This window comes from Paracoccus sanguinis, from assembly GCF_012689545.1.
Lineage (GTDB): Bacteria > Pseudomonadota > Alphaproteobacteria > Rhodobacterales > Rhodobacteraceae > Paracoccus > Paracoccus panacisoli.
Genome location: NZ_CP051542.1, coordinates 664,197 through 680,757 on the forward strand (window position 1 = coordinate 664,197; position 16,561 = coordinate 680,757).

Here is a 16,561-nt window from a genome sequence, read left to right on the forward strand (position 1 = left end):
TGCCCAGATCCCCCGCGCACCTGCGCCCCGCCCCACTCCGCCGCGCCTTTCGAGGACCGCCCATGACCGCCCCGCCCCCCATCCCCCGGCGCCTGTCCCATATCTGGATCGGCCCCCGCCCCGCCCCGCGGCGCTGGATGGAGAGCTGGCCCGCCGCCCATCCGGACTGGAGCTACACGGTCTTTGGCAACGACACGCTGACCGGCCATCCGTTTCGGCTGCGGGCGCTGATCAACGAATACGCATGGCGCGGCGCCTGGGCCGGGGTGCAGGACATGATGCGCTATGAGCTGCTCTACCGCTACGGCGGGTTCATGGCCGATGCCGACGCGATCTGCCTGCACCCGGTGGACGAGCTGCTCGACGGCGCCCGCGCCTATACCGTCCACGACCGCCCCGAGAGCGACCCGTGGCGCGGCGTCTGCCCGATCCTCGCCTGCGAGCCGGGCAACCCCTTCGTCGGCGCGGTGATCGACCGGCTGGCGACGCTCGCCCCGTGGGAGCTGAGGAAGCCCGAGGCCTCGACCGGGAACCGTTTCCTCTGGGGGATGATCCGGGAGCTGGCGCCGGGCGACGACACGCTGCGGATCTGGCCGGTGCATTACTTCGTGCCGTGGCAGAAGAGCGCGCCGGACCAGTGGTATGACGGCCCCGACCGGGTCTATGCCGAGCAGAAATGGGGCACCTCGATGTGGGCCTATAACCGCGAGGGCGGGCCGTCCGACGAGGTGCTGTCGGCCGACGAGATCGAGGCCCGGCGGGCGGCGATCCTCGAGCGGCTGGCCGCCGCGGGCGGCGAGACCGCCCCGCCGCGCCCCGAGCGCGACAGCGCACGGCGCGAGGCGGCCGAGGCCGCCGCGGCGAGCGCGCAGAAGACGCTCGACGGACCCGAGGTCACCGCGGATTTCCAGGCCCTCGGCGAGGCGCTGGCGGCGGCGATGGCGGCCGAGGGTCTGCCGGCGCGGTTCCAGGGAGTGCATTTCTATCGCCACCTGCAGAACCACCCGCTGGCCGAAAGCAAGCTCAGGACCGCCAACCGCGGGCTGCGGGCGGCGCTGCTGGGCTGGCTCGCCTCGGCGCGGCGCGCGCTGGTGGTGGGGCACGACACCGGGCACCTGATCGCGGCCGCGCTGCGAATGAATCCGGCGCTGCGGATCGCCTCGGTCGATGCGGGCGGCTGGGCGCAGCCCAAGGACCCCGACCCGCCCCGCCGGGCCGCCTATGTCGGCGCCGCCGGCGCCTGGCTGACCGCGCGGTTCCCCGACCGCGTGCTGGCCGCCGCCGGGGACGAGCGCGCCTTCGTCGCCCGCCCCGACACCCGCGCCGCCGCGGGGGACGAGGGGTTCGATTTCGTGCTCTTCACCGACACCGACCTGTCGGCGCTCGGCACGCTGATCGCGGCGCGGCCGCTGATGGCTGAGGACGCGGTGGTGGTCGCGGCTTCGCCCGGGGGCGGGGCAGCCGGGTTCAACGACCGGCTGCGGGTGCAGGGGCTGGCCTACCGCCCGCTGGCGGTGCGCGAGGACGGCGGCCGGCTCGGCTCGCTCGTCGCGTTCCGGCTGACCGACCGGCCCGAGCCGGCATGGTTGCACCCTGCCCCTGCGGCTGGCTAAAAGGCTGCGGTACAACGAGGACTGTGGCGCGATGAGCGGACCCAAGGCCCCCCTGGCCGCCCTGACCATGGTCCATGAGGAGGATTTCTTTCTCGAGCGCTGGATCGCGCATTGGCGGCGCTGGCTGCCGGACGAGCACATCTATGTCCTGAACCACGGCGGCAACGCCGACGTGGCGCGCATCGCGGCGGGCTGCAACGTCATCCGCCTGCCCTATGACGCGCTGCGGAAATCTGTGAACCAGCGGCGCTGGCAGATCCTGTCGCTGCACGGCTCGGCGCTGACGCAGTTCTTCGACTGGGTGGCGGTCAACGACGTGGACGAGTTCGTCGTCCTCGACCCCGCGGCGGGCGACGATCTGCCGGGGTATCTGGCCGAGATCACCGCGCGGCGGCGGGTGCCGCCGGCGCTGACCTGCTTTGCCGTCGAGATGGTGCACATCCCCGAGATCGAGCCCGAGCCGCTCGTCCCCGGCGAGCCCATCGTCGGGCCGCGGCGCTGCTATCGGCTGAACTCGAACTACGCGAAGCCCTGCCTGATCTCGCGCCCGACCGAGTTCAAGGCCGGCGGCCACGGCGCCAACCACGCCGAGATCACGCTCGACCCGAACCTTTACAACTTCCATTTGCGCTTCATCGACTGGGACTACTCGATGGGACGGTTCCGTAAGAGCCTCGCGCGCAGGCTCGAGGGTAGGACGCCTGAGGAGCAGGCGGCGATGACGAAGGGCAACTGGGGCTGGAACTCGGTCGAGGGAACGTTCCGGGCGCTTGCCGCCACGCGCCCGCAGGGCGAGACGATCGACCACCCCGAGTTCCGCCGCGCCATGGTCGAGACGCCGATCCTGCGCCCGCCCTTCACGCTGATGGGCGGCGGGCGGCCGGGCGGGACCTGGCGGCTACCCGAACGCTTCAACGGGGTGTTCTGATGGGCGCGCCAAGCCAGTCGCCGAGCCTGACGCTGTTTTTCGTCGTCGAGCCGCCGGGCTATCTCTACATGGCCTGCCATCTGGCGGCCTCGATCCGGGTGCACATGCCGCCCGAGGTGCGGCTGATCGGCTATTGCCCGGCGCCGCGCTGGGGCGAGATGGACGCCGCCGCCGTCGAGGTGCTGCGGCGGCTCAACTGCGAGATCCGGCCGATCGAGACCGAGGGGCGGTTCGATCCGCCCTATCCGCACGGCAACAAAATCCTCGCCGCGCTCGACCCCAAGGACACCGATTACGCGGCGTTTCTGGACAGCGACATGCTGGTGATCGCGCCCTGCGGGGTCGAGGAGCTGGTGCGCGCGGGCGCGGTGGGGGTGGTGCCCTCGACCTCGATGCGCTGGTCGGACCAGTCGATCTGGCCGCGGCTCTACGGCGCCTTCGGGATGGAGGTTCCCGAAGAGCGCATCACCATGACCCGCGACCAGCGCGAGGAGGTCGCGCCCTATTTCAACGCCGGCCTGCTGGTCATCGACGAGCGCCACCGCAGCCCCGACCGCCGCCGCTTCGCCGAGGTCTGGATGGAGACGGCGCAGCGCATCGACGCGCTGGAGGACGTCGAGAACAAGCGGCCGTATCTGGACCAGATGTCGATGCCGATCGCGATGCTGCGGGCGGGAATGCAATGGGCGCTGCTCGACGAGCGCTACAACTACTCGATCGGCGGCATCCTGCGCGGCAAGCCGCTGCCCGAGGACCGGGCGACGATCCTGCATTACCGCAAGCGCGAGGTGCTGAAGGACGCGGGGCTGGGCACGCTGCCCGACCAGCTTCTGGCGCAGACCGTCGGCGTGCGCCGGGTCCGCTGGATCTTCGGCGCGGCGCTGCCGCCGGGGATCGCGCCGCTGGAACGGGCCGAGACGCGCGGGACCGAGGCGGCACCGGGGGCGCCGGTCGCGTCGCAGGACGGCGAGGGCGCGGTTGAGGCCGCTGCGGCGCGGGAACCTGAGGGGGTCGCGGACGCGGCGCCCGAAAGCGCACCAGAACCGAAGCAGATCACCGCGCCGGCGGCGGAGGGCCAGACGGTGGACACCGCGACCGTGGTGCCGCCCGCTGCGTCGCCGGTCCCCGCGCGCGCCCCGCGGCGACAATCCCCCGACCCGTCACGCGCCCGGCTCGCCTGTGTCACCATGGTCCGCGGCGACCATGTCTTTCTGCAGCGCTGGGTCGATTACTACGCGCCGCTCGCGGGGCGCGAGAACCTCTATGTCCTGCGGCATGGCGAGGATGCCGGGATCGACCGGATCGCGGCGGGGACGAACATCGTGCCGCTGCCGCGCGGCGACGACCTCTCGGGGTTCGACCGGCGGCGCTGGGCGGCGCTGTCGGACTTCGCCAGCGGCCTCACGCTCTATTACAACTGGGTGCTCTGCAACGACGTGGACGAGCTGGTGGCGCCGGATCCCGCGACCGGGCTCAACCTGACCGCCTATCTCGACGGGCTGTTCGCGCGCGGGCTGGCGGCGCCGGTGATCTCGCCCTTCGCGGTCGAGATCGTCCACACGCCCGCGACCGAGCCCGAGCCGATCACCGCGGACCGGCCGATCCTGTCGGTGCGGCGCAACTTCCGCATCAACTCGAACTACGCCAAGCCGTGTCTGATCCGGCGCCGGATCAAGTTCTCGGTCGGCGGGCACGGGTCCAACATCGCCGATGTGCGGCTCGACCCGCAACTCTGGCTGTTTCACCTGCGCTACATGGACGACGCGATCTCGACCGCGCGGCTCAAGGACCGGCAGGCGTTCATCGCCGGCAAGACCGGCACCCCGGCGGGCGCCTCGTCCAGCACCTGGGCGCAGGGCACCGCCGGGTTCGAGCGGCTGCGCGCCATGACCCCCGAGGCCGAGCAGGCCGAGTTTCCCGAGGTGGTCGAGCGGATGCAGGCGGGGCGGCAGCAGGCGGCCTCGACCGGGAACTGGTTCTTCGGCCCGGTGAAGTCGCGGGGCCTCTACCGCCTGCCCGAACGTTTCGCCACCCTGTTCTAGGGGACGAAGACCACGGTGCCGCCGGGCGCGTAAGCGTGCTCGGTCAGCGGGGCTGAGGTGTTCAACGTCTCGACCCGACGCTTGTCGTCGCCGGTGAAGGGGTCGGCCACCACCAGCCGGTCGGTGCCCCACGTGAAGCCCTGGATGGTGTCCTGCCCGTCGCCCGCGGCGTCGAGATAGAACCAGTCCACCCCCGGCCCCGCGATCATCACGTCGTCGCCCGCGTCGCCCTTGATCAGGTTCACCCCCGGGCCGCCCGACAGCGTGTCGTTGCCCGCCCCGCCCTCGACCACGTCGTCGCCCTCGCCGCCCCCGATGCTGTCGTCGCCATCCCCGCCCAGCAGCACGTCGTGGCCGGAGCCGCCGTCGATCTGGTCTGCGCCCGGCCCGCCGAAGCCGAAGTCATCGCCGCCTGCGAGCGTGATGCGGTCGTCGCCGCCGCGCCCATAGGCCATGTCGCCGTTCGAGGGGAAGTCGGCGTCCTCGCGGGTCTGGCCGGCGAACTGCTCCTTCCCGCCCTGGCGGAAGTAGCGCCGCCCGCCCTCGGTTTCGGGGCTGTCCACCCCGGCGATCACGTCCGGCCCGTCCGAGCCCGCGCCGATCCGCGGGGCGAGATGCGGGCGGCGCGCGACCATCGCCTCGGCGTCGGCGATGCAGACGTCCACCGCCCCGCACCCCGTCCCCTCGGGCAGCGGCGCGACCCGCGGCGGATCACCCGCGCTCCACATCAGGTTGGCGAAGGCGGTGATGTCGCGGGCGATCTCGACGTTCTTGCCCGAGTAGCCCACGAACATCGAGGCGTCGAACCCGACGGGGGTCCAGAAGCCGCTGCCGATGCCCGCCGCGCCGTACCACGGCTTTTCGCGCGCGCCCCAGTAATTGCGGCTGCCGAGGATCGGGTCCAGCAGCTCCCACCCCATCCAAGGGGCGAGGCGCGCGCGGCCGTTCGCATAGAAATCCGCGGGCTCGAGCGCCACGCCCGGCCGGCCTGCGACCCCGTATCGGGTGGCGAGGTCGCGCAGCGGGCCGCTCTCGGCCCCCATGAGCTGGAAGTCGCCGTCGAACTGCGTCTCGGTGATCAGGATGTCGTCGCCGGCAAGCTTGACCAGCCCGGTGTGGCTGTCGGGGCTGCGGAACTCCTCGAGCGAGGTGTCGGTGAAGGTGTGGACCGACCAGACCAGCGGCGCGCCGATGCGCCCCCGGATCAGGTCGAGCGCGCTCTCGGCCCGCCCCGGCGCCACGCGGTCGAGCGCCCCCACCCGCCCCGAGCCGCCGCCCGCGATGTCGACGAGGATGCGGGCGGGGGCGGACGAGGCGCCGGTGGTCCAGCGGTTCTTGTGCGCACCCCAGACCTCGACCATCGCCTCGGCATAGGCGCGCATCTCGGTCGGATTGTTTGCGTCGGTGTAGACGCGCCCGGGCTCGTTCACCAGCTCGTAGCCGCGCACCTGCGCCTTGACCTCGGGGTTGGCGTCCAGCCAGTCGAGCACCGCCCCCCAGCCGTCGCGCAGGTAATCGACCGGGTCGTATTCGGGCGACGCCGCCCCCCAGCTGTAGAGCGCCCGGCGGTTGCGGCGCGAGACGACCTCGCCGTCCAGCTCGATCGGGCGGCCGTCGAGGACGCTGACGTTGGCGGCCCAATAGGCGTCGTCCTTGGGCCGGTCGCCGTGAAACACCGGGTCGGTGTAGACGAGGATGATGCCGTAGCCGCGCGCCGCGACCGCCCTCAGCGCCGCCGCCACCATGTCCGAGCCGGGGACGTCGGGGTGCAGCGACTTGGCGTTGACCTGCATGCGGAAGCTGTTGGCCAGCGGCAGATAGGCGGCGGTCGCGTCGAGATACTTGCCGATCTCGGCCTCGGAGCGCATCCCGATGAACTGGTCGGCGCGGAAGGCGGGGCGGCCCTCGGCCACCTCGGTGCCGCCGGTGCGCGAGTTCTCGAGCGCCACGATGGCGTAGTCGGCGGTCTGCGAATTCCAGTCGATCATGTGCTGTCCTTGCCGAAAGGCGGCGCCGGCGGGATGTGGCCCGCCGACGCGGCGCGGGTGTCCGCCCCGGACAATAGGGGCCGCGGCGCGGTGTTGCGCAAGGGGGACGCACCGTTCGGTGGTGTTGCGCGCTCGAGCAACGCGCGCCCCGCAGGGCGATGCGACCGGCGCGGCCTCGGGCGAGCCAGCGCGGCGGGCGGGAGGCCCATGGTCGTGGCAGGCGCGGCAGGGCGCTCTGGGTCCCCCGCTGACGTGGCCAGCGCCAGCACGATCTGCGCGCCGCTTGGCCCTCACCCGCCGTGCCGCCCCGGACTGGCAAGACCAGGCCGATGTTGCTAGGCACGGCTGGACAGACCACCCGAAAGCCCGACCCGCCGTGCCCGCCGCCCCTCCCGAGCCTCCTGCCCCGGTCCCCGGACCCGACGAGCCCGCCCCCCGCCCGGACGCGGCGGACGCCGAAGCCGAGCTGCCCGCGGCCGACGGGCCGCAGGCCCTCGCGCTGCCGCCGCTCGTGACGCTGGCCGAGGCGCGGCCCGACCGCGCCTTCCGCGTCGTCGCCCTGCGCGCGGCGCTGTGGTACCAGCCCGGCGGAGAGGTCCTCGTCGTGTCGCTCGACAACCTCGCCACGGTCGAGGAGCCGTTGCCCCGCCCCGCCTGGCTCGCCCACCGGCTGCTGCCGCTCGGCTATTCGGTGCTTGGCGTCCAGTCGATGGCCAAGGACTGGTTCCGCAACCCCGACGCGGCCCCGCTGATCGAGGGGCTGGCCGCGCAGGGGTTCTTTGCGGGATTCGAGCGGGTGATCTTCCTCGGCGCGTCGATGGGCGGGTTCGGGGCGATCAACCTCGCCTCGCTGGTGCCGGGGTCGGCGGTGATCGCGCTGTCGCCGCAATCGACGATGAACCGGGCGATCGTGCCCTTCGAGGCGCGCTTCGGCTGGGCGGTGAAGAACAGCGACTGGACCACGCCGCGGTTCCTCGACGCGGCCGAGGCGGCGCCAGGGCTGGCGCGGCTGGTGCTGCTTTATGACCCGCTTGTGCCCGAGGACCGGCTGCACGCCGACCGGCTGGCGGGACCGGCGACCGAGCGGCTGCGCGTGGCCCACGCCACGCACGAGGCGGTGCGGGTGGTGCTGAAATGCGGCGCGCTGCCGCCGCTACTGGCCGACGTCGCGGCAGGGCGGCCGGTCGGCGCGGCGTTCTGGCAGGCGATGCGGGCGCGCCGCACGGTGCGCAAATGGTCGCGCCAGTTCATGTCCGAGGTCGCCCGTCGCCGCAGCCCGCGCGAGGTGATCGCCGTGGCCGACCGCCTGCTCGAGATCGACCGCTACCGCTTCGCCACCGAGGCGAAGGCTGTGGCGGTGGCGAAGCTGGGGGATGGGGGTGGGGCCCGATGATCGAAACCCCTCTGCCCCAGCGCCTCCCGCGCCTCGTCCTGCACGTTCCGCTGATCGATGTGACGGGCGGCTGGCTGGCTGCGACGCTGGCCGGGAACGGCGGGCGGCTGGCGAAGGCCGGCGTGACGATCGCCAATCTCGGCTTCCCCGAGATGCTCAAGGCACAGCGGCGGCTGCTCTGGTCGATCGAGGGTGACCGGCCGCAGGCGCGCCGCGCGGCGCTGGCGGCCGATGTGGCACGGATCAATGCCGAGGTGATGGAAAAGGCCGCCGCGGCGGGGGCGCACAGCGTCGTCCTGAGCCATGACCAGGCGCTGGGGTATCAGCCCTACCTGCGGCCGCCCTCGTCCGGGCCGCGGCCGCTCTACCCCCGCGCCGACGAGATCCTGCCGGCGCTGCTGGCCGGGATCGAGCCGTCGCGGGTGACGCTGATCCTGAGTGCGCCGGCGGGCGCGGGTCTCATGGCGGCGCTTCACGCCGAAGGGGCGGGCGGCGGGCATCTCGAGGCCGACCTGGAGCGCTTCGCGGCCGGGTTCGACCCCGCGGCGGCAAGCCCCGAGGGGATCGCCGCGGCACTCGCCGCAGCGCTGCCGGGTGCCGCGATCCGGCTGCGGGCCGTCGAGCCGGGCACCGACCCAGCCGAGATCGTGACGACGCTGCTGCGCGACTTCGGCGCCAACCCCGACGCCCTGCGCCGCGTCCCGCGGCCCGCGACGATGGCCGAAGCGCCTGACCCCCAACCCCCTACCCCGGGTCGAGCACCCGCCCTCCCTACCGCGGCGGCGCCCTCCCCCGAGACGCCCCCGCTGACCGTGTTCTTCATGGTCGAGCCCGGACCGCTCGAGTTCCAGGCGCATCTGCTGGTCGCCTCGCTCATCGTCAACGGGCGCGACCGGATGCGGCTGACCGGTTTCTGCCGCGACGACCGGATCGACGGGCTGCACCCCGAGTCGCGCGCCTTCCTCGCCGCCAACGGCGTGTCCATCGAGCCGCTGCACAACGACTTTGCCGATGGATATCCGGCCGGCAACAAGCTGATCGCCGCCGCGACCGTGGCGGCGCCCGGCTGGGCGCTGTTCATGGACACCGACATGATCCTCGTCCGCCCGTCGCTGTTTCTCGACGAGGCGGTGCCCGGCATGATGTCGGCCTGCATCGACACCGTGAACGGCTGGAGCAGCCGGCCCGACGACTGGGCCGCGATGTATGCCGCGGTGGACCAGCCGCCGCCGGACAGGCAGGTCCGGCTGCTCGGCGGGCAGTCGTCCTATCCGGTGTTCAACGCCGGGCTGGTGATGTTCGACCGCCGCGACGGGGCCGGCGATTTCGGGCGGCTCTGGCACGACAGCGCCCGGCGGATCGACGCCGCGGACAATGTGCCCAACAAGCGGCCGTGGCTCGACACGATCTCGATCCCCGCAGCGCTCGCCCGGCCCGAGGCGCCGCAGGTGCGCTGGCTCTCGCCGGACTGGAACTGCACGACGCGCATGGCTTCTGACAGCACCCGGGTCATCCACTACCACGGCGCGCGCCAGCTTCTGATCCACGGGTGGGAGGCCGCGGTGGACGCGATCCTCGCCGCTTCGCCCAGCCCCTACGCCTCGCTCATGGAGGCGGCGACCCGGCATCGCGACGAGTTGGGGATCGACGGCGACCTGCTGCGCCGGGCGATGCGGCACGGGGTCGCCGAGCTATCATAGAGCCCGATTAGGTCCGGTCTTCGGTTGTGAGCAGCGCCTCGACCCGTTCGAGCAGCAGGGCGTCCCAGCGTGTGCCGCACGCCCGGCGCCCATCGGTCAGCTCGCGGATCGGTCGGTTGTGCTGGCCGTAAGGCACCATGCTGAAGGCAACCGGAGCCTCGGCGTCAGACAGCGCCGCCGCGGCGCGGGCGGCGGCGGCGCGCGGGAATACCGCGTCTCCGCGGGCTGTCAGCACCCATCCGGGAACGCAAGGCTTGGAAATTCGCCAAGGCTGTGGGGGAAGGGCCGAGATCGCCACGGCGCCGGCCGGGGGGTGCGGGGCCGTTGGCAGTCCGTCGAGCCCGTAAGCGACCCCCATCGCGGCCAGTCCGCCGGCAGAAAATCCCATCGTCACCACCGGCGCGAGCTCGAGCGCGTCCGCGGCACTGCACTGGCGCAGGCCGTCAAGGGCGCGTTGAAAATCCTGAACGGCACGGTAGAGGTAGGGTCCGAGCAAGCCCGAGCGAAGCTCGGGGTAGAACTCAGCCGCCCGGTGCATCGCATTTGCTGCGACATCGGCCTGGTCCAGGTCGGAAAACGCAGGTTGCCCTCGCAGCCGATACGAGATCGAGGCGAAGGCGATCCCGCGCGGCAGGAAGAGGTCCGGCAGATGCGCGGCGAGCCGGTCCCGCCGCGATCCGCCCTCGAAGCTGCCGCCGTGGGCGTAGGCGACGAGCCCGCGCACCGGTCCTGCGGGAAGGGACAGGTCCAGCCCCAGACCCGGCGCGAAGGGCAGTTCGATCACCGAGGTCGCCTCACCCGCCGTAATACGCGCGGAACCACGCCACGTAGTCGCGCACCCCGTCCTCGACCGAGGTGCGGGGGGCGTAGCCGGTCAGGCGGCGCAGCAGGCTGTTGTCGGCCCAGGTCGCGGGCACGTCGCCCGGCTGCATCGGCTGGAAATCCATCACCGCCTCGCGCCCGGCCGCGCGCTCGATGGCGGCGATGAAGTCCATCAGCGGCACGCTGTCGCCGTTGCCGATGTTGACCACGCGGAACGGCGCGACGGGCGAGAGGCTGTCGCCCTCGGCGGGCGCCGCACCGCCCGGCGCAGGCGGCACCGCGTCCATCAGCAGTCGGATGCCCTGCACGAGGTCCGCGACATAGGTGAAGTCGCGCTGCATCTCGCCGTGGTTGAACACCCGGATCGGCCGCCCCGCGAGGATCGCGCTGGTGAACAGATAGGGCGCCATGTCGGGCCGCCCCCAGGGGCCGTAGACGGTGAAGAACCGGAACATCGTCACCGGCAGGCCGAAGAGATGGGCGTAGCTGTGGGCCATCGCCTCGTTGGCCTTCTTGGTCGCCGCGTAGAACGACATCTGGGTGTCGACCTTGTCGGTCTCGCGGTACGGCATCTCGGTGTTGGCGCCATAGACCGAGCTCGTCGAGGCCATGAGCAGGTGCCGCGGCGGGTGGGCGCGGGCGGCCTCGAGCAGCTCGAAGCTGCCGTCGAGGTTCGCCTCGACATAGGCGCGCGGGTTCTCGATCGAGTAGCGCACCCCGGCCTGCGCGGCGAGGTGGACGACGATCTCGGGCTGCGTCCGGGCCATGAGATCGGCCAGCAGGCCGGGCGTCTCGACCTTGCCGCGCACGGCCTCGTAGCCGGGCTGCGCGATCAGCTGCGCCTCGCGCGCGGCCTTGAGCGCGGGGTCGTAGTAGTCATTGTGGCTGTCCAGCCCGACGACGCGGACCCCCTCGGCCAGCAGCAGGCGCGAAAGGTGAAAGCCGATGAACCCGGCGGCGCCGGTGACGAGAACGGTCTGCAACGGGTGAACTCCGATCAGGGGCGGTTCCGGTGATGGGCCGGGATGGACGATTGGGCAAGGGGCGGGCCCGGGCGCGGGGCGATTTTTCCCGCGTTCAGCGGTCGGCGTCACTGCCGGGCCGGTCCTCGGCCCCCAGCCGGTCGAGCCACGCGCTGCGCAGGCTGGCGGCGGCGCGGGCGCGGCGGATCGCCTCGTCGGGGCTCACGGCCGCGAGGCGCAGCGTGTCGCGCGGGCGCAGCTGCGCCACCCGGTCGAGGTCGCAGTCGAGCACGGTGGCGATCTTGGGATAGCCGCCGGTCGTCTGGTGGTCGCGCATCAGCAGCGTCGGCACCCCGTCGCCCGAGACCTGCAGCGAGCCCGCGACGATCGCCTGCGACGGGATTGAGAGCGCATCGCCCAGCGCCAGCGGCGGCCCCTCGAGCCGCATCCCCATCCGGTCATAGGCCGAGGAGACCCGCCACTCGGCCCCGAGCAGCGTCGGCAGCGCGTCGGGCAGGAACTCGTGGTCCTGCGGTCCGGGCACCACGGCGGCGCGGGCCAGCGGCCGGGCGAAGACCGGGCAGCGCAGCGGGCCGTGGGGGGCGGCGGCGGGATCGGGGTCGGTGACCACCAACTCGCCCCCGGTGGACAGCAGCCCGCCGCCGCGGCCGGACATGGTGTGGGTCGCGGCACTTCCCAGCCATGTCGCATGGGCCAGTGTCCCGGCGAAGGCGAGATAGCACCAGCTGCCCCAGTGGCCGGGGCGGATCTGCAACCGCTCGCCCGCGGACAGCCGCAGCACCACCCACGAGCCGTGCCGCCGCCCGTCGTGGGCGACGACGAACCCGCCCCCGGCGACGGCCACGGTCACTGCCCCCTCGAGGCAGTCGAGCGTCAGGCCGCCGAGCGAGACCTCGACGGCGGGCGCGTCGGCCGGGCGGCCCAGCGCCCGGTTGGCGGCGGCATGGGCCAGCCGGTCCATCGGCCCCGAGCGGGTGACGCCGAAGCGCATCAGCCCCGGCCGGCCGCCGTCCTGCACCGCGACATGGGGGCCGGCAAAGGCGATGCGGAAGCGGGCCTCAGCCATCCGCGCCCCCCTCGGCCATTCGCCGGTCATAGGTCGCGCGGTCGATGCGGCGCATCTCGATCAGGTCGCCCGCGTCGAAGAGGAACGGCCGTGCCGGGTCGTCCAGCAGGATGCGCGTCGGCGAGCGGCCGATGCGCCACCAGCCGGCGGGCATGGTCAGCGTGGTGACGATGCACTGGGCGCCGGCGATGATGACGCTGCCGGTGGACACGCCGCGCACCGGGGCCGCCTTGCGCGGCAGGCGGATCGCCTCGGGCGTCCCCGACAGATAGGCGTAGCCGGGGGCGAAGCCGAACATGCCCACCCGGTAGCGGCCGCCCAGATGGGCGGCGATCACCGCTTCGGTTGAAAGCCCGGTCCTTGCCGCGACCTCGGGCAGGTCGGGGGCCAGATCGCCGTCGTAGCAGACCTCCACCACGTGGGTCGCGGGTGCCTGGGCCGCGGGGGCGGGGCGGGCGAGCGCGGCCTCGACGGCGCGGGCCACCGCCGCGTGGTCGGTCTCGAGCGGGTCGAAATCGACGAGCAGGCTGACGAAGGCCGGCACCGTCTCGCGCAGGCCCGGCGGCGGGTCGGCGGCGAGCGCCCGGTCGAGGGCGTGGACGCGGTCGGTCACCGCGTCGTCGATCTCGGCCCCGAACTCGATCAGCAGCGCGTGGTCGGCGACCGGAACGTAGCGCGGAAACCCCATGGCGGCGTCAGGCGGTCAGGAACGGGGCGAGCGTCACGCCCGCGCCGGTCAGCCGGTCGCGCACCGCCCGGGCGATGGCGACGGCGCCGGGCGTGTCGCCGTGGACGCAGATCGAATGCGCGTCGAGCCGCACCGTGCCCCCGTCGAGGACCGGCATCTCGCGGGAGTCGAGGAACCGCACCAGCCGGTCGGCGATGGCGTCGGGGTCGTGCAGCACCGCGCCGGGACGGCTGCGCGGGACGAGCTGTCCGTCCGCCAGATAGGCGCGGTCGGCGAAGATCTCAGAGAACACCTCGACCCCCGCGGCGCGGGCCGCGTGCTCCAGCGCCGTCCCCGAGATGGCGAGCAGCGCGAGGCGCGGCGCGAGCGCGCCCACGGCCGCGGCGATGGCGCGGGCCACCTCGGCGTCGGCGGCGGCGAGGTTGCCGAGCGCGCCGTGCGGCTTGACATAGCGCACCTCCGTCCCGGCCATCTGCGCCAGCGCCGACAGCGCCCCGACCTGGGCCGCGACCATGCGCCCGATCTCGGCCGGCGGCATCGGGATCACCCGGCGGCCGAACCCCTCGCGGTCGGGATAGCCGGGGTGCGCCCCCACCACCACGCCGCGCGCGGCGGCGAGGCCAAGGGTGCGGAACATCGTCTCGGGGTCGCTCGCATGGCCGCCGGCGGCGACGTTGGCGCTGGTCACGATGTCCAGCATCGCCGGGTCGTCGCCCATGGCCCAGGGGCCGAAGCTCTCGCCCAGGTCCGAGTTGAGGTCGATGCGCATCATGCCCCCCCGACCAGCTGCGCCACCCGACGCAGCGCCAGCAGATAGCCCTGCGTCCCGCAGCCCGCGATCACGCCATCGGCCCGCAGGCTGACGTAGGAGTGGTGGCGAAAGGCCTCGCGCTGGTGGACGTTCGAGATGTGGACCTCGATCACCGGCCCGTCAAAGGCCTTGAGCGCGTCGAGGATGGCGACCGAGGTGTGGGTGAAGGCGGCGGGGTTGATGACGATCGCCGCGGCGTCATCGCGCGCGGCGTGGATCCAGTCGATCAGCGCGCCCTCGTGGTTCGACTGCCGGAAGCGCGCCGCGAGGCCCAGTTCGGTGGCGAGCGCGGTGCAGGCGGCCTCGACGTCGGCAAGCGTCTCGTGGCCGTAGATCTCGGGCTGGCGCTGGCCCAGCAGGTTCAGGTTGGGTCCGTTCAGGATCTCGACAATCTTGCGCATCAGGGCCTGCCTTTCGCCGCCCATAGGGCGCGACGGGCCGGGGCGGGTCAACCCCCTCGCCCGCCCGGAACCCGCCCGGAACCGGGCGCGGGTGCGGGGGTTGAGCCCGACCCCACCCGGATGGTTTTGCATGGATTTCCAATTCTCCCCCGACCGCAACTGCTGGCAGACCGCCCGCGCCGACCGCTTCGCGCTGATCGTGGACGGCAACGACTATTTCCGCGCCCTGCGCCACGCGCTGAGCGAAGCGCGCGAGATGGCGGTGATGATCGGCTGGGACTTCGACTTCGAGCTCGAGATGCTGCCGGGCGAGAGCGACGCGGACGGGAACGCCCCGGACGGGCTGCCCAATGCCGTGGGCCCCTTCCTGGAGGCGCTGGTCGAGCGGCGGCCGAACCTCGACATCTATCTGCTGAAGTGGAGCGGCGGGGCGCTGATCGCGCCGGGGCGGCTGCTGCCGGCGCTGCGGACTTGGATCCTGTCGCCCGAGAACATCCACCTCGCCTTCGACGGGCGCCACCCCATCGGGGCCTGCCATCACCAGAAGATCGTGGTGATCGACGACGCGCTGGCGTTCTGCGGCGGGATCGACGTGACCGCCGGGCGCTGGGACACCCCCGAGCACGCGGCGGGCGACCCGCGCCGCCAGCTGCGCTCGGGCGAGATTGCGCAGCCGTGGCATGACATGTCGGCGGTGATGACGGGCCCGGCGGCCGTGGCACTGGGCGAACTCGCGCGCGCCCGGTGGGACCGGGCCGACGACGGCCCGATGAACGAGACCGCCCGGGGCGCCGACGCCGAGGCCCTGTGGCCCCCCGGCGTGACCCCGGATTTTGAGGGGGGCGAGGTCGCCATCGCCCGCACCCAGCCGCCCGAGCACGACACGCCCATCGTGACCGAGATCGAGCAGCTGCACCTCGACGCGATCCGGGCCGCGGAGAGGACGATCTACCTCGAATCGCAGTATTTCGCGGCCGACGGCATCGCCGCCGCCATTGCCGCCCGGCTGGCCGAGCCGGACGGGCCCGAGGTGGTGGTCATCAACCCCGACGCCGCCCAGAACGCCGTCGAGGACGCCGCGATGCACGTCACCCGCAGCATGTTGATGCGCAAGCTGCAGGCGGTGGACCGGCACGGGCGCTTCCGCCTGCTCTATCCCGTCAACGCAGGCGGCGAGGCGGTCTATGTCCACGCCAAGCTGCTGATCGCCGACGACCGGCTGCTCAAGGTCGGCTCGTCGAACCTCGACCGCCGCTCGATGGGCTTCGATACCGAGGCCGACGTGGCGCTGCTGGCGACCACCGACGCCGAGCGCGCCCGCATCGCTGCCATCCGCGACGAGCGGCTGGCCGAGCTGCTGGGCCGCACGCCAGACGAGGTCCGCGCCGCGGGCGGCATGATCGCCGCGCTCGAGGCCCTGAACACCGAGGGTCGGCTGCGGCCCATCGAGCCGCGCGACCCCGGCGTGCTCGGCGCCTTCCTGTCGCGGACGCGGTTCTTCGACCCGCGCTATCGGCGCAGCGCCGAGGCGCGGCTCGGAATCAACGGCCGCCACGTGGGGCTGGCGCTCGGGCTCGCCGCCGTCGCGGGGATCGTGCTGTGGCGGCGTGCCGGCCAACGGCGGGACGGCGACCGCGCGTGAACACTAGGAGAAGGGGGGGGAGATGGTACCGCCTCCCCGGCTTGAACGGGGGACCTCTGGATCCACAATCCAGCGCTCTGACCAACTGAGCTAAGGCGGCACAGGGCGACGGGATAGCCCCCCGCGCGCGGCGATGCAAGGGCTTCGTGCCGCGTTCCGCCACCGAACCCTGCGGCTTGTGAGGGGCGACCCGCGCCGCTAGACCGAAGGCAACCGCGCCACAGATGCGCCACTGAGAAGGGATCGCCGCGATGGGCATCAACAGCGAAAGCGACCTGGCCGCCAACCTTCAGATCGGGCCGACCGACCTCGGCATGGTCCGCATCTATGTGGAGGGCGACGGCATCGACCTGCCGCTCGACTTCGAGCCGGACGAGGCGGCCGAGATCGCCGAGGAACTGCTCGCCGCGGTCGAGGCCGCGCGCGAGATCGGCGCCGGCAAGGGCGCGGGCCGCAAGGGCAAGCCGCCCGCCCGCCGCTGACC

At 72.9% G+C, this 16,561-nt stretch carries 14 protein-coding genes and 1 tRNA gene; 7 read left to right on the forward strand and 8 right to left on the reverse strand.

Features of this window, described 5'->3' with window-relative positions:
• Positions 1 to 62: 62 nt before the first annotated feature.
• The 3 genes from HGN31_RS03170 to HGN31_RS03180 are packed head-to-tail and all read left to right on the forward strand — an operon-like array spanning position 63 to position 4,583.
• Entirely contained in the window at positions 63 to 1,613 is a 1,551-nt protein-coding gene (locus tag HGN31_RS03170) for a glycosyltransferase family 32 protein (RefSeq protein WP_168782308.1), read from the forward strand.
• A 31-nt stretch (positions 1,614 to 1,644) separates the two neighbouring features.
• Positions 1,645 to 2,541 carry a glycosyltransferase family 2 protein gene (locus tag HGN31_RS03175; RefSeq protein ID WP_052176626.1) on the forward strand — a complete coding sequence of 299 codons (897 nt, stop codon included), beginning with the start codon at positions 1,645 to 1,647 and terminating at the stop codon, positions 2,539 to 2,541.
• The gene (locus HGN31_RS03180) at positions 2,541 to 4,583 is read left to right on the forward strand and encodes a glycosyltransferase family 2 protein (RefSeq protein ID WP_052176625.1); all 2,043 of its coding nucleotides are present in this window, start codon (positions 2,541 to 2,543) and stop codon (positions 4,581 to 4,583) included. Before HGN31_RS03175 ends, HGN31_RS03180 begins: the two co-directional genes overlap by 1 nt.
• Here the strand turns inward: HGN31_RS03180 and HGN31_RS03185 are convergent.
• The gene (locus HGN31_RS03185) at positions 4,580 to 6,571 is read right to left on the reverse strand and encodes a calcium-binding protein (protein WP_168782309.1); all 1,992 of its coding nucleotides are present in this window, start codon (positions 6,569 to 6,571) and stop codon (positions 4,580 to 4,582) included. The genes HGN31_RS03180 and HGN31_RS03185 overlap by 4 nt on opposite strands.
• 376 nt (positions 6,572 to 6,947) lie before the next feature.
• On the opposite strand from HGN31_RS03185, the gene HGN31_RS03190 reads away from it, so the two are divergent.
• Positions 6,948 to 7,964: an alpha/beta hydrolase family protein gene (locus HGN31_RS03190; RefSeq protein WP_168782310.1), complete on the forward strand. Its 1,017-nt coding sequence runs from the start codon at positions 6,948 to 6,950 to the stop codon at positions 7,962 to 7,964.
• Complete coding sequence (locus HGN31_RS03195) at positions 7,961 to 9,664, forward strand: hypothetical protein (protein WP_168782311.1); 1,704 nt, start codon at positions 7,961 to 7,963, stop codon at positions 9,662 to 9,664. The genes HGN31_RS03190 and HGN31_RS03195 overlap by 4 nt, the downstream gene beginning before the upstream one ends.
• A gap of 7 nt (positions 9,665 to 9,671) precedes the next feature.
• Here the strand turns inward: HGN31_RS03195 and HGN31_RS03200 are convergent, their stop codons facing one another.
• From HGN31_RS03200 to aroQ, 6 genes are all read right to left on the reverse strand, one after another.
• Complete coding sequence (locus HGN31_RS03200; RefSeq protein WP_168782312.1) at positions 9,672 to 10,448, reverse strand: alpha/beta hydrolase family protein; 777 nt, start codon at positions 10,446 to 10,448, stop codon at positions 9,672 to 9,674.
• A gap of 10 nt (positions 10,449 to 10,458) precedes the next feature.
• Complete coding sequence (locus HGN31_RS03205; protein WP_168782313.1) at positions 10,459 to 11,469, reverse strand: NAD-dependent epimerase/dehydratase family protein; 1,011 nt, start codon at positions 11,467 to 11,469, stop codon at positions 10,459 to 10,461.
• A gap of 94 nt (positions 11,470 to 11,563) precedes the next feature.
• Positions 11,564 to 12,535 carry a 5-oxoprolinase subunit C family protein gene (locus HGN31_RS03210; RefSeq protein ID WP_168782314.1) on the reverse strand — a complete coding sequence of 324 codons (972 nt, stop codon included), beginning with the start codon at positions 12,533 to 12,535 and terminating at the stop codon, positions 11,564 to 11,566.
• The gene (locus HGN31_RS03215) at positions 12,528 to 13,223 is read right to left on the reverse strand and encodes a 5-oxoprolinase subunit B family protein (RefSeq protein ID WP_168782315.1); all 696 of its coding nucleotides are present in this window, start codon (positions 13,221 to 13,223) and stop codon (positions 12,528 to 12,530) included. The genes HGN31_RS03210 and HGN31_RS03215 overlap by 8 nt, the downstream gene beginning before the upstream one ends.
• 7 nt (positions 13,224 to 13,230) lie before the next feature.
• A complete protein-coding gene (locus HGN31_RS03220) occupies positions 13,231 to 13,995 on the reverse strand; it encodes a LamB/YcsF family protein (protein ID WP_168782316.1) in 765 nt (254 codons plus the stop codon).
• Complete coding sequence (aroQ, locus tag HGN31_RS03225) at positions 13,992 to 14,435, reverse strand: type II 3-dehydroquinate dehydratase (protein ID WP_036708903.1); 444 nt, start codon at positions 14,433 to 14,435, stop codon at positions 13,992 to 13,994. The genes HGN31_RS03220 and aroQ overlap by 4 nt, the downstream gene beginning before the upstream one ends.
• 130 nt (positions 14,436 to 14,565) lie before the next feature.
• Here aroQ and HGN31_RS03230 point away from each other — a divergent pair, with 130 nt between their 5' ends.
• Positions 14,566 to 16,077, forward strand: coding sequence for a phospholipase D-like domain-containing protein (locus HGN31_RS03230; protein ID WP_168782317.1), 1,512 nt, complete (start codon positions 14,566 to 14,568; stop codon positions 16,075 to 16,077).
• Between the two features lie 23 nt (positions 16,078 to 16,100).
• Here HGN31_RS03230 and HGN31_RS03235 read toward each other — a convergent pair.
• Positions 16,101 to 16,177, reverse strand: a tRNA-His gene (locus HGN31_RS03235).
• A gap of 151 nt (positions 16,178 to 16,328) precedes the next feature.
• Between HGN31_RS03235 and HGN31_RS03240 the strand changes: the two genes are divergently transcribed.
• Entirely contained in the window at positions 16,329 to 16,559 is a 231-nt protein-coding gene (locus HGN31_RS03240; RefSeq protein ID WP_036708899.1) for a DUF6324 family protein, read from the forward strand.
• Positions 16,560 to 16,561 lie beyond the last annotated feature (2 nt).